The 19,679-nt window shown below is 52.7% G+C and carries 19 protein-coding genes; 6 read left to right on the top strand and 13 right to left on the bottom strand.

Going from position 1 to position 19,679, the window contains the following annotated elements:
- The first annotated feature begins 59 nt into the window (after positions 1-59).
- Positions 60-2,867, top strand: a complete 2,808-nt coding sequence (gene leuS, locus LX66_RS08220; protein ID WP_145711653.1) for a leucine--tRNA ligase — start codon at positions 60-62, stop codon at positions 2,865-2,867.
- 141 nt (positions 2,868-3,008) lie between these two features.
- Positions 3,009-3,863, top strand: coding sequence for an endonuclease/exonuclease/phosphatase family protein (locus tag LX66_RS08215; RefSeq protein WP_145711652.1), 855 nt, complete (start codon positions 3,009-3,011; stop codon positions 3,861-3,863).
- 87 nt (positions 3,864-3,950) lie between these two features.
- Here LX66_RS08215 and LX66_RS08210 read toward each other — a convergent pair whose 3' ends face one another.
- Positions 3,951-4,706: a hypothetical protein gene (locus LX66_RS08210; RefSeq protein WP_145711650.1), complete on the bottom strand. Its 756-nt coding sequence runs from the start codon at positions 4,704-4,706 to the stop codon at positions 3,951-3,953.
- A 121-nt stretch (positions 4,707-4,827) separates the two neighbouring features.
- On the bottom strand, positions 4,828-6,132 hold the full coding sequence (locus tag LX66_RS08205) for a M28 family peptidase (RefSeq protein ID WP_145711649.1): 1,305 nt from the start codon (positions 6,130-6,132) through the stop codon (positions 4,828-4,830).
- A gap of 99 nt (positions 6,133-6,231) precedes the next feature.
- Between LX66_RS08205 and ruvB the strand changes: the two genes are divergently transcribed.
- Complete coding sequence (gene ruvB / locus LX66_RS08200; RefSeq protein WP_145711647.1) at positions 6,232-7,263, top strand: Holliday junction branch migration DNA helicase RuvB; 1,032 nt, start codon at positions 6,232-6,234, stop codon at positions 7,261-7,263.
- Positions 7,264-7,271: 8 nt separating this feature from the next.
- Here ruvB and LX66_RS08195 read toward each other — a convergent pair whose 3' ends face one another.
- From LX66_RS08195 to LX66_RS08185, 3 genes are all read right to left on the bottom strand, one after another.
- Positions 7,272-7,973, bottom strand: a complete 702-nt coding sequence (locus LX66_RS08195) for a response regulator transcription factor (RefSeq protein WP_145711646.1) — start codon at positions 7,971-7,973, stop codon at positions 7,272-7,274.
- Between the two features lie 84 nt (positions 7,974-8,057).
- On the bottom strand, positions 8,058-8,855 hold the full coding sequence (locus tag LX66_RS08190) for a DUF3108 domain-containing protein (RefSeq protein WP_145711644.1): 798 nt from the start codon (positions 8,853-8,855) through the stop codon (positions 8,058-8,060).
- Between the two features lie 9 nt (positions 8,856-8,864).
- Complete coding sequence (locus LX66_RS08185) at positions 8,865-9,776, bottom strand: lysylphosphatidylglycerol synthase domain-containing protein (protein ID WP_244620333.1); 912 nt, start codon at positions 9,774-9,776, stop codon at positions 8,865-8,867.
- Positions 9,777-9,886: 110 nt separating this feature from the next.
- Between LX66_RS08185 and ruvC the strand changes: the two genes are divergently transcribed.
- The gene (gene ruvC, locus LX66_RS08180) at positions 9,887-10,453 is read left to right on the top strand and encodes a crossover junction endodeoxyribonuclease RuvC (RefSeq protein ID WP_145711641.1); all 567 of its coding nucleotides are present in this window, start codon (positions 9,887-9,889) and stop codon (positions 10,451-10,453) included.
- 95 nt (positions 10,454-10,548) lie between these two features.
- Complete coding sequence (locus LX66_RS08175) at positions 10,549-11,301, top strand: response regulator transcription factor (protein ID WP_145711639.1); 753 nt, start codon at positions 10,549-10,551, stop codon at positions 11,299-11,301.
- Here the strand turns inward: LX66_RS08175 and LX66_RS08170 are convergent.
- The 4 genes from LX66_RS08170 to rsmA form a co-directional block, all read right to left on the bottom strand.
- Complete coding sequence (locus LX66_RS08170) at positions 11,276-11,674, bottom strand: HIT family protein (RefSeq protein ID WP_145711637.1); 399 nt, start codon at positions 11,672-11,674, stop codon at positions 11,276-11,278. The two genes, LX66_RS08175 and LX66_RS08170, sit on opposite strands and share 26 nt — an antisense overlap.
- 79 nt (positions 11,675-11,753) lie before the next feature.
- Positions 11,754-12,227 (bottom strand): transcription elongation factor GreA, encoded by a 474-nt coding sequence (greA, locus tag LX66_RS08165; protein WP_145711635.1) that lies wholly within the window; start codon positions 12,225-12,227, stop codon positions 11,754-11,756.
- Between the two features lie 110 nt (positions 12,228-12,337).
- Positions 12,338-13,264 carry an NAD(P)-dependent oxidoreductase gene (locus LX66_RS08160; RefSeq protein ID WP_145711633.1) on the bottom strand — a complete coding sequence of 309 codons (927 nt, stop codon included), beginning with the start codon at positions 13,262-13,264 and terminating at the stop codon, positions 12,338-12,340.
- Positions 13,261-14,013: a 16S rRNA (adenine(1518)-N(6)/adenine(1519)-N(6))-dimethyltransferase RsmA gene (rsmA, locus tag LX66_RS08155; RefSeq protein ID WP_145711631.1), complete on the bottom strand. Its 753-nt coding sequence runs from the start codon at positions 14,011-14,013 to the stop codon at positions 13,261-13,263. Before rsmA ends, LX66_RS08160 begins: the two co-directional genes overlap by 4 nt.
- Before the next feature lie 130 nt (positions 14,014-14,143).
- On the opposite strand from rsmA, the gene pdxA reads away from it, so the two are divergent.
- Positions 14,144-15,205 (top strand): 4-hydroxythreonine-4-phosphate dehydrogenase PdxA, encoded by a 1,062-nt coding sequence (pdxA, locus tag LX66_RS08150; protein WP_145711628.1) that lies wholly within the window; start codon positions 14,144-14,146, stop codon positions 15,203-15,205.
- Between the two features lie 96 nt (positions 15,206-15,301).
- Here the strand turns inward: pdxA and LX66_RS08145 are convergent, their stop codons facing one another.
- The 4 genes from LX66_RS08145 to LX66_RS08130 all read right to left on the bottom strand — a co-directional run bounded on the left by LX66_RS08145 (position 15,302) and on the right by LX66_RS08130 (position 19,613).
- Positions 15,302-16,150 carry a class I SAM-dependent methyltransferase gene (locus tag LX66_RS08145; RefSeq protein WP_145711626.1) on the bottom strand — a complete coding sequence of 283 codons (849 nt, stop codon included), beginning with the start codon at positions 16,148-16,150 and terminating at the stop codon, positions 15,302-15,304.
- Positions 16,151-16,241: 91 nt separating this feature from the next.
- Positions 16,242-16,544: a winged helix-turn-helix domain-containing protein gene (locus LX66_RS08140; RefSeq protein ID WP_170232352.1), complete on the bottom strand. Its 303-nt coding sequence runs from the start codon at positions 16,542-16,544 to the stop codon at positions 16,242-16,244.
- A gap of 137 nt (positions 16,545-16,681) precedes the next feature.
- Positions 16,682-17,338, bottom strand: coding sequence for a hypothetical protein (locus LX66_RS08135; protein ID WP_145711624.1), 657 nt, complete (start codon positions 17,336-17,338; stop codon positions 16,682-16,684).
- A 121-nt stretch (positions 17,339-17,459) separates the two neighbouring features.
- Positions 17,460-19,613 (bottom strand): TonB-dependent receptor, encoded by a 2,154-nt coding sequence (locus LX66_RS08130; RefSeq protein ID WP_145711622.1) that lies wholly within the window; start codon positions 19,611-19,613, stop codon positions 17,460-17,462.
- Positions 19,614-19,679: the final 66 nt, after the last annotated feature.

Raw genomic sequence — 19,679 nt, 5'->3', positions numbered from 1 at the left:
ATAATAAAAATTGACAGTTATGTTTAATTTTGCCAATCCCAACAGATTTTTTTAACAAAATGGAATACAACTACAGGGATATAGAGAAAAAATGGCAGGAGCACTGGAAGCAGACCAATGCTTACCGGGTAAGTAACAACCCCTCCAGGCCCAAGTGTTATGTGCTGGACATGTTCCCCTACCCCTCCGGTGCGGGGCTGCATGTGGGCCATCCGCTGGGCTATATTGCCTCCGATATATACGCGCGTTATAAACGGCTGAAAGGCTTTAACGTGCTGCACCCCATGGGATATGACGCCTTTGGCCTGCCGGCCGAGGAATACGCCCGGGAAACAGGGCAGCACCCCGCCGTAACCACTGCGCAGAATATAGACGCTTTCCGCAGGCAACTGGAGCATATCGGCTTCTGCTTTGACTGGGAGCGCGAGATCCGCACTTCCGACCCGGCCTATTATAAATGGACCCAGTGGATCTTCCTGCAACTGTTTGACAGTTGGTACAACCGGAAGACCCAGCGGGCCGAGCGCATTGCTGCGCTTACTGCCCTCTTTGAACAACAGGGCAATGCCGGCCATGAATGCCCCGGCGACCGCACCCTGCAGTTTACTGCCGCGGAGTGGAAAAGCTATGACGAAACCCGGCAGCGGGAAATACTGATGCACTACCGCCTGGCCTACCTGGCCCATGCGGAGGTGAACTGGTGCCCGGCGCTGGGCACCGTGCTGGCCAACGATGAGGTGGTGAACGGCGTGAGCGAGCGCGGCGGCCACCCCGTGATCAAGAAGAAAATGCGGCAGTGGTTCCTGCGCATCACAGAATACGCCAACCGCCTGCTGGAAGGCCTGGAGCGTGTAGACTATAGCGAGGCCCTGAAGGAAATGCAGCGCAACTGGATCGGTAAAAGCCAGGGAGCGGAGATCAAATTCCAAATCCCAAATCCCAAATCCCAAAGTCCAGATCCCAAAGTCCAGAATGGGGGCGCTGAATTTGCGGTAACCGTATACACCACCCGCCCGGATACGATATTCGGCGTGGACTTTATGGTGCTGGCCCCGGAACATGAGCTGGTATCCCGGATCACGACCGCGGAGCTGCGCGCCGATGTGGAGAAATACCTGGACTACGTGCAAAGCCGCTCCGAGCGGGAACGGCTGGCCGAGGTAAAACAGATCACCGGCTGCTTTACCGGCGCCTATGCGCTCAACCCCTTCAATGGGCGGCCCATACCGGTATGGATATCAGAATACGTGCTGGCCGGCTACGGCACCGGCGCCATTATGGCCGTGCCCTGCGGGGACCAGCGCGATTTCCTGTTTGCCAAACACTTCAACATTCCCATTACCAACATCATTGGCGACGCCTTTAACGGCGAAGAGGCCAATCCCACCAAGGACGCCGTGCTGCAGCACAGCGACTTCCTGGACGGGATGGACATGAAAACCGCCATGGGCCTGGTAGCCGATAAAGTAGAGGAACTGGGCATCGGCAAGCGGCAGATCAATTATAAGATGCGGGACGCCGGCTTCAGCCGCCAGCGCTACTGGGGCGAGCCTTTCCCGATCATATACAAAGACGGGATTGCTTATCCTGCAGACGAAAAGGAGCTGCCGGTGGAGCTGCCCTTCATCGAGGACTATAAACCGGGCGAGGACGGGGAAGGCCCGCTGGCCAATGTAACGGACTGGGTGAACCTGGCCCCCGGCATACGCCGTGAAACCAATACCATGCCCGGCTATGCCGGCAGTAGCTGGTACTTCCTCCGCTACATGGACCCGCATAACGACAACGCTTTTGCGGACCGGGCAGCTACCGACTACTGGAACCAGGTAGATGTGTACATTGGCGGTACGGAACATGCCGTAGGCCACCTGCTGTACTCCCGCATGTGGACCAAGGCCCTGCACGACCTCGGTTACATCGGCTTTGACGAGCCGTATAAAAAGATCATTAACCAGGGCATGATAGGCGGCAGCTCCCGCCTGGTATACCGCATACGCGGCACCAATACCTTTGTATCGCAAGGGATAAAGGACCAGTACGAAACAGACGAGCTGCACGTGGATGTGAACATCGTGGACGGTACAGAACTGGACATCGCTGCCTTCCGTAAATGGCGCACCGACTACCAGGATGCGGAGTTCATTCTGGAGGACGGCAAGTACATTTGCGGCACGCTGCTGGAAAAAATGAGCAAGCGTTTGTTCAACACCGTTAACCCGGACGACATCGTGGAAAAGTACGGCGCAGATACATTCCGCATGTACGAGATGTTCCTGGGGCCGGTAGAGCAGTCCAAACCCTGGGAAACCAAGGGTATTGAGGGCGTGCACCGCTTCCTGAAAAAACTGTGGCGCCTCTACGTGGATGAGCAGAAGGGCCTGATCGTAAAGGATACGCCCGCCACGCCCGAAGAGCTGAAGGTGCTGCACAAAACCATCCAGAAGATAGACGGCGATACCAGCAGCTTCTCCTACAATACGGCCGTCAGCCAGTTCATGATCTGCCTGAACGAGCTCACCTCCCTGAAATGCAGCAAGCGCAGCATACTGGAGCCGCTGCTGGTGCTGCTGGCGCCCTTTGCACCGCACGTATGCGAGGAGCTGTGGCATTTGCTGGGGAATACCACCAGCATACTGGACGCTGCCTACCCGGTTTTTGACGAGCAGTATGTGAAGGAAAGCACCTTTACCTACCCGGTGGCCATCAACGGTAAAACCCGTACCGAAATGGGCTTTGCCCTGGATGCAGACAATGCCTCCATTGAGCAGGAAGTGCTGGCCAACGAGGTGGTACAGAAATGGATGGAAGGGAAGCAATTGAAAAAGGTAGTGATCGTAAAAGGAAGAATGATCAACGTAGTGGTTTAAAATAGTTATGAAAGCAATAAAAAATGCCACACCTGGCGTGTGGCATTTTTGTTGCATCCACGTTTACATAAATTTAATACAGGAGCCTGCCTCCTTCAACGCACACGTCATTATTTTTACCGCTTAATCGGTTCTTAAATTATGAAGAAAACATGCTTACTCCTCCTGCTGCTGCTTGCTGCAGGCAGCGCCGCAATGGCACAGACGCCCTTAACCGTCATGACCTTTAATATCCGTTACAACACGGCATCCGACAGCCTGGATGCATGGCCTTACCGCAAGGATAAAGTAGCCGGCACCGTGCTTTTTTATGAAACAGACCTGCTGGGCGTGCAGGAAGCCCTGTACGACCAGATAACAGACCTGCAGCAGCGCCTGCCGCAGTATAAGCACACCGGCGTAGGACGGGACGACGGGAAGACCAAAGGCGAATTTTCCGCTATTTTTTATGACACTACCCGCCTGCAACTGCTGCAGAGCGAAACCTTCTGGCTGTCCGCCACCCCGCAGGTGCCAGGCAGCAAAGGCTGGGACGCGGCCATTACCCGCATTGTCACCTGGGGCAAGTTCCGGGACAAAAAGACCAACAAGGTATTCTTCCATTTTAATACGCATTTTGACCACCGGGGAGAAGTGGCCCGCAGGGAAAGCGCGCATCTGCTGCTGAAACAGGTGCATGCCATAGCCGGCAAAACACCGGCTGTCATTACCGGCGACTTTAACGCCACCCCGGATGATGAGCCGATCAAAGTGATTATGGATAACAGCGATCCACTGCATTTTACAGACAGCAAAGCCCTCAGCCAAACGCCGCATTTTGGCCCGGAGGGCACCTTTAACGGGTTCAGGCATGGGGAAAGAGGGACCCAACCCATTGACTATATATTCCTGAAAGGGAAATTCCGCGTGCTGCGGCATGCCACGCTCTCCAACACCTGGGGTGGCCGCTTTGCATCCGACCATTTCGCGGTGCTCAGCAGCTTAGTGATGGAGTAAGGGTGAAAAGTGAATAGTGAAAGGTGAATGGACTGGAAATAGAACATAACGCAATCATTCACCTTTCACTATTCACATTTCACTTCCTCAATCTCTTTTGTGCTCTGCGCGCATACAGCCTTCCAGCCCTTCTTTCACCTTCTTGCCGGTCTTGTCATTTACATGAACATTGATCACCAGTTCGCCGCCGCTGAAAGAGCCGGTAAAGTCACCGATCTGCAGCTTGGCCATCACTACTTTCAGGTCCAGTTGCAGCTTACCCTTAAAGGAAAGGGAAGTGTCGGTAACCATAACGTCCCTGGCATGGGCTTTTAAATTTACCTCGCCGGCCAGGCGCACGCTGAAAGGAATATCATTACCTTCCCAGGTAATAAATCCTTTCATGATGGCCGCAGGATTTTCTTCATCGCCGGCTATTTTAACAGCTACTTTTACGTGCTCATAGGTACCCCTGGGTATTTCTATCATGCCCAGGAATCCAATGGCTTCCAGCACGTCTACCATACGGTCTGTCTTCAGTTTGAACTCCACTTCATCGTTGCCTTTTTTTGCGGCGAATTTTACTTCTCTTACCCGTACCATTACTTCCGTCCAGGTAAAGTCAAAGCTACCGGAGGTTTTAGCCATGGAAGGGTTGTTGGTAATAGTGGCCAGCCGCTCGATCCCGGCTGCATCGCCGCTGATTGTAGAGGAGGGATTGGTGGCGGTCATTTCATAACTGATCTTGCCATCAGCATCCGCATCCGGTGAAGGCGCCGGAGCATCCATCTTGGTGCAGGCGGAGACAAAAAGTATTGACGCCAGGGCCAATGCTCCGCAGATCTTGTGGAATTTAGGTTGCATTTTGATATGGTTTTAAGTGTGGGGATTGTGAAAACGAAGTGAATTTAAGCCTTAATCCCGATAAAAAATGCAACCGGCGCCGGAATTTAAATTAAATTAATTATATGTTACACCACGATTATTAAGGCTTTACTGTTGACTTCGGTTTATCCATCTCTATGCGGGTGGGCGTATCCGTGCCGTTCACGATAGATACAGCGCTTTGTGCAATAGCCTTGATGGTGTTGGTAATATTTTCGATATCCAGGCTTTCCACCTCATCATTTACCGTATGGTAGAGGGTGTCCTTATCGATCTGGTCTGTAGAAATAGTATGCGCCGGCACGCCCAGGCGGGCCAGGGTAGCATTGTCTGACCGGAAGAACAGGTTCTGCTCCGGGTAAGGGTCCGGGTGAAAGCGGAACACGGAATGCTCCAGGTTGCGCTGCAATATCGGGCCGAAGTCAGACCGTTCAAAGCCTGTAATGAAAGCAGTGTTTTTCCCAAACTTCGCTTCCTTGCCTATCATTTCAATGTTGAACATGGCCACTACTTTGGCGGGATCAAGCTGCCGGGAAAAATACCGGGCCCCGTAGCTGCCCATTTCTTCGCCTGTAAAAGCGGCAAACACCAGGGTGCGGGCCGGGGAATGGTGCCTGAAATAATAGGCCAGCGCAATCACGGCCGTAGTGCCGCTGGCATCGTCGTCCGCCCCGTTGGCAATGCTGTCCTGCTCCACCGGCGCTATAATGCCCAGGTGATCGTAGTGCGCGGAAAAGATCACGTACTCATCGGGCTTGCTGCTGCCGGGTATCATGCCCACTACGTTAAAAAGCGGCAGGGGCGTAACCTGCTGGCGCACCTCCAGGTTCACGCTGCGTATGGCCGTATCCGTAGGCTGCTGCAGCACCAGCACCAGGTTGGCGCTGTCTGCCATCAGGTTGCTGTTCTGCAGGTATTGCCGGTACTGGCGGAAAGCTTCAGCCTGGGCGGCGTCCACCCATACGATGGTGTTCCCTTTCTGCTGGCGCAGTTCCCGGATCCGTTCGTAGAAATTATCGCCGGCCTTTACATGCTGCTCCGCCACCTGCCCTTCCTGGTTCCAGGTAAGCTGGCCGGCGCTGCTTTGCACGATAACATCATCGGGTATACGTTTTTCATTATTGATGGTGAGATCTACGGACACCGGTTTGATACGGTACATATAAAAATTCTGGCGGAACCCCTTGGCGCCCTGCCAGGGCTGAAGCCCGGCTTTCTCGAATTCCTGCTCAATAAAGGATGCGGCTTTATCTATCCCGGGGCTGAACGTTTTGCGGCCCTGCATCTCGTCGGACGCCAGCGTGGTGATAATGCGCTCAACCTCCCCGCTGCTGATGCTGTCCTGGGAGCGGGCTACAGTACTGAATGCCAGCAGCACAAATCCGGTTAACCATATCCTGATCATAGAGGTAATATATTAGTAGATCACAAATAAACTAATATACTAATAAACAAGCAAACCCATACGGCATAATTGCGTATTTTTGGGCACTTTCAGTTGATTATGTCCAATCCGCATTTAAGACCTGATGAGCACCGCCTGAGCGCCGCAGAAAAAGAGTTTGAGAACAGCATACGCCCCCGGGAGATCGTGGATTTTTCCGGGCAGGAGCAGATCATTGAGAACCTGAAAGTGTTTATCAAGGCTGCCAAAATGCGCGGGGAAGCGCTGGACCACATCCTGTTCCACGGCCCCCCGGGACTGGGAAAAACCACCCTGTCGCGCATTGTGTCCAACGAGCTGGGTGTGAACATCCGGGAAACATCCGGGCCGGTGATCGAAAAGCCCGGCGACCTGGCCGGCCTGCTGACCAACCTGGAAGACAAGGATGTATTGTTCATTGACGAGATACACCGGCTGAGCACCGTAGTGGAGGAGTACCTGTATTCCGCCATGGAGGATTACCGTATTGACATTATGATAGACAGCGGCCCCAGCGCCCGCTCCATACAGATCAACCTGCACCCCTTCACTTTGATCGGGGCCACTACCCGCAGCGGCTTGCTCACCGCCCCGCTGCTGTCACGCTTCGGTATCAAGTCGAGGCTGGAATATTACAACGCCACTACCTTGCAAAAGATCATCTGGCGGGCGTCTGCCCTCCTGCAAACCAAGATCACTTCCGAGGCCGCCATGGAAATAGCCCGCCGCTCCCGGGGCACGCCCCGTATTGCCAACGGGCTGCTGCGCCGCGTGCGCGACTTTGCGCAGGTTATGGGCAATGGCTCCATTGACCTGGACATCGCCAAGTTCAGCCTCAAAGCCCTGAATGTGGATGAATACGGCCTGGATGAGATGGACAACCGCATCCTGAACGTGATCATTGAGAACTTCAAGGGCGGCCCGGTGGGCATTACCACCATTGCCACCGCTGTGGGCGAAGAAGCCGGTACGCTGGAAGAGGTATATGAGCCGTTCCTGATACAGGAAGGCTTTATCAAACGTACGCCCCGCGGACGCGAGGTAACCGAAAAAGCGTATGTGCACCTGGGGAAAACACCCGGCGCCAGGGGTGGCGCGGGGCAATTGTTTTAATACGCGCTCTACTCTTTCACCACCAACCTGAACCCGTTCCCGTGAATATTCACGATCTCGATATCGGGGTCCTCTTTCAGGTATTTGCGTAGCTTGGCAATGTACACGTCCATGCTGCGGCCGTTAAAGTAGGTATCGCTGCCCCATATCTTCTTAAGGGCCAGTTCCCTGGGCAAAAGATCGTTCTTATGTTCGCAGAGCATGCGCAGCAGCTCGTTCTCCTTGGGGGAGAGCGTATGCGACTCCCCGTTGCGGGTAAGCGTGCGCAGCCGGGCATTGAAATCGTAGCGGCCTATGGAGAACTCATGCTGCTCTTCCTCTTTGCTGCTCAGCTCCTGGTTACGCTTCAGGATAGCCTTTATCTTCAGTAGCAGCAGCTCGCTGTCAAAGGGTTTTACAATATAATCGTCCGCCCCCAGCTTGTATCCCTGGATGATATCCTCTTTCATGGTTTTGGCGGACAGGAAGAACAGGGGAATATCCGGGTCCACGTCCCGTATTTCCTCCGCCAGTTTAAAACCGTCCATATTGGGCATCATAATATCCAGCAGGCACAGGTCAAACTTGTCGCGCCTGAAGGCCGCCAGCGCCAGGATACCATCGCGGGACAGTTCTACGTCATAGTCGTTCAGCTCCAGGTAGTTCTTCAGCACCATACCCAGATTGGTATCATCTTCTGCCAGCAATATTTTTGGTTTACGCTCTTCCATAAGGATTATAGTTTGGGCAAATATAGAATTTTATAGCGTTTCCGGGCTGCTGCAGCTACTGATCAGCCGCCCGCAGCCTGTATTTTAACGTTTCTTTATTAGGGAGGAAAAGGCATGCCGGAGGTTTTTATACCCGATCATGTCTACCACGATGCTGCCTACGGAGATGGCGCTTTGTATGCGCAGGGGCACTTTATTGGCGTCATCGCTCACCCATACGTCCATCTGCTCCCCGCCCTGGAACATGGTGCCTTTGATCAGCAGGGGCTTGAACCGTATGGCCCGGAACTTGCCGAACTTGGTATTCACCTCCTCCTTTCCCATGTACCGGATATAGATGTTATACACCTCGTCGTCCAGGAACATATCAAAGTGTATCTTGTCATTGGGCTTGTACTTGTTGAAGTCGATATTGCGGGCGTAGTACACGGCGCTGATCACGTCCTGCACGCAGTCCGGCACCTTAAAGGTGCCATTGGTGCTGGTGGCGGTGTTCTGGGCCTGGTTAAAGGTAACGTTGTTGTATATCTTGTAACCGCCCTCGCTCACGTTCCGGATGAATTTCAGGGGTTTCAGCGTGGCGGTGTCCACATAGCTCTCGTACCGGTCGCGCACCTTAAAGAACCAGTCATAGGCCCGGTAGGTTTTGCCTTCTCCTACCAGGTGGTACACGTCTTTACCGCCCAGCTTTTCCAGCAGGCAGTTAAAGGTGGCCTCTCCGGCCCCCACGTATACGCCGCTGAGCCGGTAAAACACTTTGAGGGTGATCTGCTCTCCGGGCTGAAAACTTCCATTGGTAACACCACAAAACTCGCTTTGGGCTTTAACGGGATAACTGTGCAATAAACCTACCAGTAAAAATATGAGTATAAAATACCTCATTGATGGATCCTATTTATCCTTAAAAATCTTTACTCCTAATAGCAGTACACTGCCCACTATAGCCGGTAAAAGCAGGTTTATCAGCCAGATACCTACTGTGGCAGCTATGATAGCTGCGGTGTTTGTGCTTAACAGGCCCAGGAAGTAAAGGCTTACCTTTCCTCTCAGCCCTATCTCCACGATGGCGATGGTGGGGACCAGCGCCATCACCAGGTAGGTGACTGCATTCATCATAAATCCTTGCCACCACAGCATTTCAACGCCAAACGTATCTAATAAAATCAAATACTGTGCCGAGAAGACCATGTACCTGCAGGCAGAAAGCAACAAAAGATACTGCAATTCCGCAGTAGTATAACGGGTTATGATCTGTACAAACACTTTCGCCTTCCTTAAAGCCGGGATCCTTTCAAAGATGGCTACTATAATCTGCAACCGAAAATATAATATTATAATTAACGCGCCAATAATCACCAGCAGGCCCAGTAAAATTTTTTCCCAGAAGTTGGGGGCAAAATAGCCGTGTTCCTTTACCAGCGGGAAGTTGTTGATATAATAGACCAGCCCTGTTAACCCAAAGATAATAGTAATGATCAGTTGACTCAGGCTGCCTACCACGGCAGCGGCTATGGACTTCAGCTTGTTCTGGTTGCTCATGTACAGCATGCGCCCACCGTACTCGCCTATACGGTTAGGCGTATTGATGGACAGGGATACGCCGGACAGGATGGCGCTGAAGGCCCGCAGGAAGGATACCTGCTCCAGCGACCTTACCAGCAACTGCCACTTGCGCGCCTCCAGCCCCCAGTTAAAGAGCATGAGTATCAGCACCAGGGCCAGGGCAATCCCCCCCTTCTGCTGCAGGGTGAAAGCCATTTGTTTTAAGGAGGATGCCAGGTTGGGCTGTAACTTCACCTGCATATATATGGAATAGGCCAGCCAGCTAAAAAGGCCTATCCCTAACAGGTAATTGAGAATTATTTTGGTACTTTTGTTCAGACATTCAAGATTTTGGCAAAAATAAACTGCGGTTGGCAAAGAAGTCAAAAATAATTCTGGGGATAGATCCGGGTACGCTGGTAATGGGGTATGGTCTTATACAGGTACAGGGCAAAACGGCCAGTCTTATTAAAATGGATGTGCTAAAACTATCCGGTCATAAGGATCACTACGAAAGGCTACAACTGATACATGCCTGTATACAGGAACTGATATTTACCTACAAACCCGACTGCTGTGCTATTGAAGCCCCTTTTTTTGGCAAGAATGTGCAGAGTATGCTGAAGCTGGGCCGGGCGCAGGGCGTAGCAATCGCCACTGCCATGCACGCCGGGCTTTCCGTAGCAGAATATTCCCCGAAAAAAGTGAAACAATCCATAACAGGTAATGGTAATGCAGACAAGGAGCAGGTATGGCAAATGTTACAACGCATACTGCTGTTCTCCGAACGGCCTGATTTCCTGGATGCCACGGATGCGCTGGCAGTAGCCGTTTGCCATTTTTTCCAGGAAACCAGCCCGCTTTCCACGGTCTCCAAAGCGAAAGGCTGGGAACAGTTCATGCAACAGCACCCAGACAGAATAACGGGTGGTTATTAGTGGGCACGGGACAGCGCCATTACTGAACGATTTCCGTTAATACCAGACGATGGTAGAAAATATGACATTTTATATTAATCAGCATCACTGCAACTATGAAAGCAAGAATCCTATTTGTGGAAGATGATCAGAATGTGGGTGCGGTAACAAAACGTAGACTGGAAGAGCACGGCTATGAGGTAAGGCATTGTACTGACGGGCTGATGGCCTGGGAAGAATTCCAGCACCGGACTTTTGACATATGCCTGCTGGATGTGATGATCCCCAAAAAGGGAGGCGTTCCTGAAAAAGACCATGGGTTTGAACTGGCCAGGCAGATCCGTAAAAGAAATGATGTGATCCCCATCCTCTTCATCACTTCCAAATCAATGGTGGAGGACAAGATCGCAGGTTTCAAGACCGGCGCGGACGATTATATTACCAAGCCTATTAACCTGCAGGAGCTATTCTTACGCATAGAGGTGTTCCTGAAGCGGACCAAGAACATGGTACAGGCCAGCCAGGCCGCCAAGCCTTCGCGGTACGTGATCGGCAGGCTTACATTTGACTATAACGACCTGCGGTTGCACGACAACGTGGAGCAGAAATCCATTACGCTTACGCAAAAGGAGGCGGACCTGCTCCGGTACCTGTGCGAGAACGCCAACAAGGCGCTGAAGCGGGAGGACATATTATTCAATGTATGGGGGAAGGACGATTATTTCCTGGGGCGCAGCATGGATGTGTTCATTACCAAGCTGCGGAAGTACTTTAAGTCAGACCCGGATATAAAGCTGGAAACCCTGCATGGCGTAGGCTTCCGTTTCAATGTACCCCACGCCCCTAATGTTTCGACATCTCTGCCCTGATCTTTTCCTGCACTTCCTTAAATTCCGCCTCAGATAATTTCAGCTTCGGACGTGCAAAATTCATGTCATCTGCCGAATTGATCGGTATCAGGTGCATATGCGCATGGGGCACCTCCAGCCCTACCACGCTGATCCCTACGCGGTTGCAGGGGAAGATATGCTCCAGCGCTTTGGCAATGGGCCGGGCAAATACCAGGTACTCCGCCAGCAGGTCCTCGGGCACATCAAAGAAGCGGTCCACCTCCAGCTTGGGCACTACCAGCGTATGCCCCTTTACCAGGGGAAAAATGTCCAGGAATGCGTAGAAACGGTCGTTCTCCGCTATCTGGTAACTGGGTATCTCGCCTTTGATGATCTTGGTGAATACTGACATAGGACGATAAGATTGGATTTGGAAAAAAAATCCCGTCCGGAAATTACGAACGGGACCTGTGGATGTGCGTATCAGTTTATCATACGGTAATATGATCGATCTTGAACTTGATATTTCCGTTGGGCGCCTTTACATCGGCGATCTCGCCCACCTGCTTGCCCAGCAGCCCTTTGCCGATGGGAGAGGTAACGGATATCTTACCTGCTTTGAGGTCCGCTTCGGTTTCGGACACCAACTGGTAGGTCATGGTTTTTTTATTGGCTACATTGGTAATGGTCACCTTGCACAATATAGACACCTTTGACGTATCGATCGTATCTGCTTCCACTACCCTGGCAGTAGCAATCGCATTTTCGAGAGAAGCTATTTTGGCTTCATGCAGGCCCTGGGCTTCCTTTGCCGCATCATATTCCGCATTTTCTTTCAGGTCGCCTTTTTCCCTAGCTTCTGCAATAGCCCTGGCAATTTCCGCCCTACCCTTGGTTTTAAGCACACTCAGTTCATCTTTCATTTGCTCAAGGGTTTCTTTCGTAACATAGTTGACGCCAGACATAACTTTTGGGTTTTAGAGATAAGAAAAAAAAATCAACGCCTCCATTTGCACAGAAGCGTTGTACTATGTTGTATGTATCGCAAATATAGCCAATTTTCAATACCAGCCAACTAAATTCCCAACTTATCCAATACATAAGCAGGCATTTTAATGCTTGCTTCATGGGAGTATCCGGCAATGTGCGGGGTAAGCACTACGTTGGGCAATTGCAGCAGGCGCTCAAACTGGCGGCGCTCGGTTTCGGAGTAGGTGGACAGCTTCTCATTTTCCAGCACGTCCAGGCCGGCGCCCGCCAGGGTGCCCGCTTCCAGGGCGGCAATCAGGTCGGCCGTATGCACTATTTTGCCACGGGCGGTATTGAGGAACCAGGTGGGTTTTGCAAAAGCGCTGAAAAAGGCGGCATTGGCCAGGTGGCGGGTTTCGTCTGTGAGCGGCAGGTGAATGCTCACCACATCCGCGTTGGCATAGATATCTTCCATGGCGGCTTCCTGCACATAACCTGCGCTGAAGCCTTTTTTATATTTATCGTAGGCCAGCACCTGCACGTCAAAGCCCTGCAGCTTGCGGGCAAAGGCGGCGCCGGTGTGCCCGTAGCCAATAATGCCCACGGTTTTGCCATTCAGCTCGTACCCGCGGTTGCCGTCCCGCTCCCAGATATCGCGGCGCAGCTCCAGGTTGCTTTTCAGCACATTGTTGAGCAGGCAGAGCAGCATGCCCAGGGCCTGCTCCCCTACGGCGTCGCAATTGCCCTCCGGGCTGCTTACGCAGCGAATACCCCTGCTTTCCGCATAAGGCACGTCTATCAGCTCCATGCCGGAACCCAGGCGGCCTATCCACTGCAGCAGGGGCGCGTGGTCCAGCAACGCCTTGTCCACCCGCAGGCGGGTGGTCACTATCAGGCCGGTACAGTCCTGCAGCAACTGCATGGCCTCATCATAGGTAACGGAAGGCCGGTAGATCACTTCATATCCTTTTCCCTCCAGTCTGTTGATCAAATATTCATGTACCCTTGCGGTAATTAAAACTTTGCTGTTCATATCATCTTATGGGATAGTGCTACAAAGTCTGCCACGGTCAGCGCCTCCGCCCTTTTGCTGAAAATGCTGTCCTGCAGATATGACTTGTCAAATAATGCTTTCAGGGGATTGCGCAACTGCTTGCGCCGTTGGTTGAAGGCCGTTTTTACCAGCGTAAAGAACTTACGCTCACTGGCAATATCATACGGCTGCTCCAGGCGGGTGAGCCGTATCACGGCGGATTTTACCTTGGGCGGCGGCATAAAGCATTGCTCATGCACCTCAAACAGGTACTCCACCCGGTAAAAGGCCTGTACCAGCACGCTCAGGATGCCATAGTCCTTACCGCCATGCCCTGCTGCTATGCGCTGGGCCACCTCCTTCTGGAACATGCCCACTACCAGGGGCACCTGCTCCTTCCATTCCAGTATGCGGAACAGTATCTGGGAAGATATGTTGTACGGGAAATTGCCGATCACGGCAAAAGCCCCTTCAAAGGGCGGGGGTATCTCCAGGAAGCTGCGGTGGATCAGCCGGCCCCGGATGCCGGGATAGGTCTGCTCCAGGTACTGCACCTTTTCCGTATCCAGCTCCACGGCCTTAAAATCTATACCGGGCAACTGCAGCAGGTATTTGGTAATGGCGCCGGCGCCCGGCCCCACCTCCAGCACCTGCCAGCCTTCCGTTACGGGCAATGCCCGCACTATTTTACTGCACATCTGCTCATCTTTCAGGAAGTGCTGCCCCAGCGATTTTTTAAGTGTATACATGGCGGTGGCAAAAATACCAAAAATACCGGCAGGCCACTAATAATACTGAACTGTTACTGCTTAGCCGGGACGATTGCCGCCAGTTTGGGATTTGGAATTTGGTATTTGGAATTTGGTATCTTTGTTTGTCATGAGTAACACGCATATCAACAAACCGGTAATCGGTATCACGGTAGGTGATATCAACAGCATAGGCACAGAATTGATCATTAAGACCTTTGCGGACAGCAGGATGCTGGAGTTTTGCACTCCGGTGATCTTTGCGTCCAACAAGACCGTCAATTTCTACCGGAAGCTGATGAACGAGAGCAATTTCAACTACCAGAGCCTGAAAGAGTTTAACCGCCTGAACCACAAGCAGGTAAACGTTTTCAACTGCTGGGAGGAAGAAGTGCAGATAACGCCGGGCGTACTGAATGATACCGGGGGCAAATATGCGGCCCGCTCCCTGTCCGTAGCCATCCAGTGCCTGAAAGACGGGCATTTACAGGGGCTGGTAACGGCGCCCATCCATAAAAAGAATATCCAGAACGCCAACTTTAACTATACCGGTCATACTCCCTTCCTGCGGGACGCCTTCAGCGCCAAAGACGTGCTGATGTTCATGACGGCAGACAATATGCGCATCGGCCTGCTTACCGAGCATGTGCCGGTGGCGGAAGTAGCGCAGTATGTAACCCGGGAGAATATACTAGCCAAGCTGCAATTGATGAAAGACAGCCTGGTAAAGGATTTTGGCATAGACAAGCCCCGTATTGCGGTGCTGGGATTAAACCCCCATGCCGGCGATGAAGGACTGATAGGCCAGGAGGAGATCCAGCAGATACTCCCGGCCATTAACCAGGCCAAGACCGGCGGCATACTGGCCTTTGGCCCCTACAGCGCCGATGCCTTCTTTGCCCGCCACATGTACGAGCAGTTTGACGGCGTGCTGGCTATGTACCACGACCAGGGCCTGATCCCCTTCAAGTCGCTGGCTGCCGGCCATGGCATCAACTATACCGCCGGGCTGCCCATTGTGCGCACCTCCCCGGACCATGGCACTGCATTTGACATTGCAGGCAAGAACCTGGCCGACGCCGCTTCTTTCCGCCAGGCCATCTTCGGCTGCCTGGATATCCTGGAAAAGCGCGAACAGTATGCGGAAAATACCCGCAATCCACTGAAAAAGATGGAACTCGCGTCGGAATAAATTCCAAAATGGGCGCTGGCCACCAGTAACATCTTACTGTTACAGGTGGTTAGGCGACTGCTACCAGTTTGGGATTTGGACTTTGGGATTTGGACTTTATAAGTGAAAGGCCGCCATTTCCAGCACCCCGTCCCCGGGCTTGTTATATAGCTGGTTCTGGCCCTGCATGATGTATTCCGCCGCCTGCATATCGTAAATGTTATAGACCTCCGCGTTCAGCAGCTCCAGTATGTTCAGCACCTTCTTACGGCTGTACCGGTGAAAATCCACGCCCAGGGCTTTTTCTGCCAGGGCCACCAGCTCCGTGCCCATTTTGCGGAAACGGGGCGTGGTAATCTCCTCCCCCACCAGCAGGTAATCCATGATCACCGTGTTGCGCCCGTTCCGGGTGGTAAAGCACTGCATAATGTCGCGGAACTGCTCTTCGGAAATGTAATGGATAATGCCTTCGAATATAATGATGGTGGGCTGGGAAGCATCATAGCCGGCATCGCGGAGCTGCCGGATCAACTGTATGGTGTTGGTAACGTCCGTCTGGATAGTGACCGGCAGGGGTAAATGGGAAGCTATTTTGCGGTAAATGGCCTTTTTCTCCTGCATCCAGGCCTGGTCCACTTCATAAATGCCGGTTACCAGCATGGGATAATCTTCCGCCAGGGTGAGGCCCAGCGGATCGAGGCCGGCGGCAATAATGCACACCTGCTGCCTGGGGTACCGGTTAATGAATTGCTTGATGAGGTAGCGCACCATTTTCTTGCGCAGTTGAATGATGGGGCCGAAGTGCGTACTGATATGGTCTACCGCCGCCACCAGTTCCTTGACAGCGCTGAGGTCGATGTGCTGCATATACCTGCCGCTGAGGCCCTCCCGGTAGAGGTCCCTGACATACGACAGGACCAGTGCCGAGGTGGGCGCCACTCTCAACTTGGATTCAGGGGTATTCATGGGAGTAACATTTTGAATGAAGGCCGATCCGTGGCTTTTTATAAAATTAGCCTTTACAACTGAAGTAAGACCGCAGTATGGGATAAACGGTTCAGCCTGTTTTCCCCGCGTTGAGGTAGGATTGTATGGCGCTTACATAGGCATCAAAAGCCTTTTTGCCCAGGGGGGTGAGCCTGCACAGCGTTTGCGGGTAGTTGTCCCGGAACTGCTTGATCACCTCAATATAGCCGGCTTCCTTCAGCTTATTGATCTGTACGCTGAGGTTGCCTGCCGAGGCGTTGGTGCGCTCCTTCAGCAAGGTAAATTCCGCTTCCTGCTCACCTACCAGCACAGACATGACGGCCAGGCGTAGCTGCGAATGTAAAACAGGGTCCAGGTCTTTAAAATACATCATCACCAGCCTAAAGTTCAATAGTTAACAGCACTAAAAATAATTAATAATTAAAAATGAATAATTAATAATACACGTAGGAAACGTGCCACGATGTAACAACAGCGCTACGTGCATTATTAATTATTCATTATTCATTCTTAATTCATTTCGGCCAGTAACTGCTTTGCACGGGCTTCACCCCAGTGCGGCGCAATATTGCTGGCGGGCTTGAAGGCCGTAAATTTCTGCAGGGCCTGCTCCAGCACTTCCTTTGCTTTCACCTTATCGCCTCCGAACTGTTCCGGCGTGTAGTACAGCGCCTGGCCTTCCAGCAGGTATACACGGGGGTTCTCGGGGTTCAACTGCTTAGCCTTCACGAGCTGGGCGCCGGATTCAGGGCCGTATTGCTGGCCACGGCTGGGCGGATCCACTGAAATGCGAACGGTAGCGATCAGTGACTTAATGCAGGCGATCTCGTCATTGTCAGGCTGCAGGGCTTCCGCTTTGCCAATATTCATGTCCGCTTTGTCTGCCAGGGCATCCATCTTGTCCTTATCATTTTCCTGCATAAAGGCAGACATCACCTGTGCATAGGCGGCATAATAATAAGGCAGCCACTGGTTTTGTTCCGTAGCTGCAATGCGCTCAAAGGTGTTAGATATTTCCAGCATGGTCTGCGGGTTATAGCTGCTGCCTTCGTCCAGCAGGGCCACCTGTTTGGCCATGGCCTCCTGGTATTGCGGGCTTTGCGCGCCGGCAACCAATGCCGTCAGCAGGGCAAATAGCGTAAGAGAGAGTGTTCTTAAGTGTTTCATCTGTTAATATTTATTTTTTTTAGCAATCAGATGGAACCTCGCATGAACATGCCCCTGTGTAAGAGTTGAGTATCATGCTCGGTTTCATACTCGTTTTCATTTTTATTTGCGGGTTTAAGATTTACAGGTTATTGATCACATCCTGCCGCCGGTCTATACCAAAGTTCATGAACATGCCCACAAACAGGAAGCGGGGCGCATTCGGCACGATCTCCTCCCTGCGCAGCTTGTCGGAGGAGTACCGGTAACCGTACACCTGCTTAATGTCCAGCACATTGGTAACCGACAGCACGAACACGGTAAAGGCCCTGCCAATGGTGGTCAGGTAGCTGGCGCTGAGGCCCAGGGTATTGTAATCGATCGTTCTTTCTGACATAAACTTACTTTCCGGCAGGTTGGGATTATAATAGGGCCGGCCGCTGGCAAAACTGTAAGTGGCGCCGATATTGGTAGTGATCCCGGGAAAATATTTTTTCACCACCAGGCTGGCGGTATGCTTCGCTGCGAAATCGGGCTGTACTTCGTAGGGGTAGTACAGGTAGTTGCGTTTGGTATCCAGGTAAGAGTAAGACACCCAGTAGTCCAGGTTTTTAATGGTCTTGCGGTCGCGCCAGAACAGCTCTATGCCACGGGCGTAACCGGTGCCGGTAGTGCTGGTATCGGGCACGGTCTTTACCAGGTCCCTGTACTTTTTATAAAATGCTTCCATGCGGAAGGTATAATCGCCGGCAATGCGCTGAAAGCTGGCAATGTAGTGGGTGGCTTTCATGTAGCCCAGGCTACGGTTAAAGCGGAGGTATTGCGGTTCCGGTTTCTGGTAGTAATCGCCATAGGCCACGGAGAACTGGCTGTGGTCGTTCAGCTTGTAAGCCAGCGACACGCGGGGCGCCAGGCTCATTTTCGCCAGGATGGACGTATACTCCATGCGCCCGCCAAAGCGGCCTACAAAGCGAGGGGTGAAATAAACGTCCGTTTCTGCAAAGGCGGCCGAGTAGTTGTCTACATAGTCCGCCTCGTATGCATTGAAGGAGGAGCTCTCTACAGCGTACTGGTATTCGCCGCCCAGGCGCAGCACGGAAAGCACGCCCAGCGCTTTGGTAACCATCAGCCTTGCCTGGCTGAGGTTGGAAAGGCTGCGGATATAGGCAGGCGTTGTTTTTTCAATGGTATCTGTTCTGATCTTATCCCTGTTGGTGCTGAAAGAAAAACCGCTATTCAGGCGCCAGCCATTACCCAGGCTTTCCTTATAGGTGAGGTTCGTATATATGTTCTGGTTACGCACGTCAAACTCCTCGTGGTAGCCCGGGTATTCAATGCTGTTCTTGCGGAAACCCATCCGGCTCCAGTTGCCGTAGCCATAGAACTTGACCATGCCGGTGGCGGATGTTTTGCGCCGGAAGTTGAGGGAAGTACCCAGTATTTCAGGGCCCGTAGTGGGCTGCTGGTTGGGTTTGGCCACATCGAAATAAGGCGCCAGGTTGGTGTAATCCGCCTCAATGCCGTAGGAGCCTTTCTTATCTTTCATCAGCTCATCCAGGCCGCCGCTGATCCCGATCAGGGAAGCGCCCAGGCTGTAGGACGACTGCGTGGGCAGGTCCTCGGACTCCAGCACCAGCGCAGAGGAAAGCCCCTGCCCGTATTGGGCGGAGTAACCGCCGCTGCTGAAAGTAGTGCCCTTGAAGAGAAAAGGTGAAAAACGGCCCCGGCCGGGCATATCGGGCAGGCTGGTGAAGAAAGGGTTCCTGACCAGCAGCCCGTCAATGAATATCTGCGTTTCATAGCCCGTGCCCCCGCGTACAAACAGGCCCTCGCGGTCATTGGTCTGCTGGGCGCCGGGCAGGGTTTTAATGGCGTTCACGATATCCGCCGTGGCGCCGGCCGTGGTCACAATATCCAGGGGCTTCAGCACGGTATTCTGCCGGTCGTTGCTGGCCTCCACGCTGCCGGCGGAGATCGTAACGGCTTTCAGTTCGCTGATGGATGCTTTCAGCATCAGCGTAAGCTGCAGGGGGCCGCTGATGGTTACCGGCTGCTCCAGGGTCTGGTAGCCCATCAGGCTGCCCACCAGCACCTGCTGCCCCGCGGCAGTGGTGGTAAAGGAAAAGCTGCCGTCGGCGGCGGCTGTAGCGCCATCGTAAGTGCCTTTTATATAGATGTTCACGCCGGGAAGGGGTCTTTTCCTGGCATCGGTGATCCTGCCGGAAATTTTATGCTGCGCCGCCAGCAAGGCAGGCAGGCAGAGGAATGCTACAAGGTGGCCATATCGTTTCCACATGTTGGGTCGGGATTTGCATCAAAACTAATTTAGTTTACTTTATAAACCAAACTACAAAGTAAACAA

It is taken from the genome of Chitinophaga japonensis, assembly GCF_007830125.1.
GTDB classification, from domain to species: domain Bacteria; phylum Bacteroidota; class Bacteroidia; order Chitinophagales; family Chitinophagaceae; genus Chitinophaga; species Chitinophaga japonensis.
This window is presented reverse-complemented; position numbering and strand designations above follow the sequence as displayed.

Excerpts from the sequence above, each read along its gene's own strand:
- leuS (WP_145711653.1), top strand. The coding sequence starts at position 60 with ATGGAATACAACTACAGGGATATAGAGAAAAAATGGCAGGAGCACTGG.
- LX66_RS08215 (WP_145711652.1), top strand. The coding sequence starts at position 3,009 with ATGAAGAAAACATGCTTACTCCTCCTGCTGCTGCTTGCTGCAGGCAGC.
- LX66_RS08210 (WP_145711650.1), bottom strand. The coding sequence starts at position 4,706 with ATGCAACCTAAATTCCACAAGATCTGCGGAGCATTGGCCCTGGCGTCA.
- LX66_RS08205 (WP_145711649.1), bottom strand. The coding sequence starts at position 6,132 with ATGATCAGGATATGGTTAACCGGATTTGTGCTGCTGGCATTCAGTACT.
- ruvB (WP_145711647.1), top strand. The coding sequence starts at position 6,232 with ATGTCCAATCCGCATTTAAGACCTGATGAGCACCGCCTGAGCGCCGCA.
- LX66_RS08195 (WP_145711646.1), bottom strand. The coding sequence starts at position 7,973 with ATGGAAGAGCGTAAACCAAAAATATTGCTGGCAGAAGATGATACCAAT.
- LX66_RS08190 (WP_145711644.1), bottom strand. The coding sequence starts at position 8,855 with ATGAGGTATTTTATACTCATATTTTTACTGGTAGGTTTATTGCACAGT.
- LX66_RS08185 (WP_244620333.1), bottom strand. The coding sequence starts at position 9,776 with ATGCAGGTGAAGTTACAGCCCAACCTGGCATCCTCCTTAAAACAAATG.
- LX66_RS08175 (WP_145711639.1), top strand. The coding sequence starts at position 10,549 with ATGAAAGCAAGAATCCTATTTGTGGAAGATGATCAGAATGTGGGTGCG.
- LX66_RS08170 (WP_145711637.1), bottom strand. The coding sequence starts at position 11,674 with ATGTCAGTATTCACCAAGATCATCAAAGGCGAGATACCCAGTTACCAG.
- greA (WP_145711635.1), bottom strand. The coding sequence starts at position 12,227 with ATGTCTGGCGTCAACTATGTTACGAAAGAAACCCTTGAGCAAATGAAA.
- LX66_RS08160 (WP_145711633.1), bottom strand. The coding sequence starts at position 13,264 with ATGAACAGCAAAGTTTTAATTACCGCAAGGGTACATGAATATTTGATC.
- rsmA (WP_145711631.1), bottom strand. The coding sequence starts at position 14,013 with ATGTATACACTTAAAAAATCGCTGGGGCAGCACTTCCTGAAAGATGAG.
- pdxA (WP_145711628.1), top strand. The coding sequence starts at position 14,144 with ATGAGTAACACGCATATCAACAAACCGGTAATCGGTATCACGGTAGGT.
- LX66_RS08145 (WP_145711626.1), bottom strand. The coding sequence starts at position 16,150 with ATGAATACCCCTGAATCCAAGTTGAGAGTGGCGCCCACCTCGGCACTG.
- LX66_RS08140 (WP_170232352.1), bottom strand. The coding sequence starts at position 16,544 with ATGATGTATTTTAAAGACCTGGACCCTGTTTTACATTCGCAGCTACGC.
- LX66_RS08135 (WP_145711624.1), bottom strand. The coding sequence starts at position 17,338 with ATGAAACACTTAAGAACACTCTCTCTTACGCTATTTGCCCTGCTGACG.
- LX66_RS08130 (WP_145711622.1), bottom strand. The coding sequence starts at position 19,613 with ATGTGGAAACGATATGGCCACCTTGTAGCATTCCTCTGCCTGCCTGCC.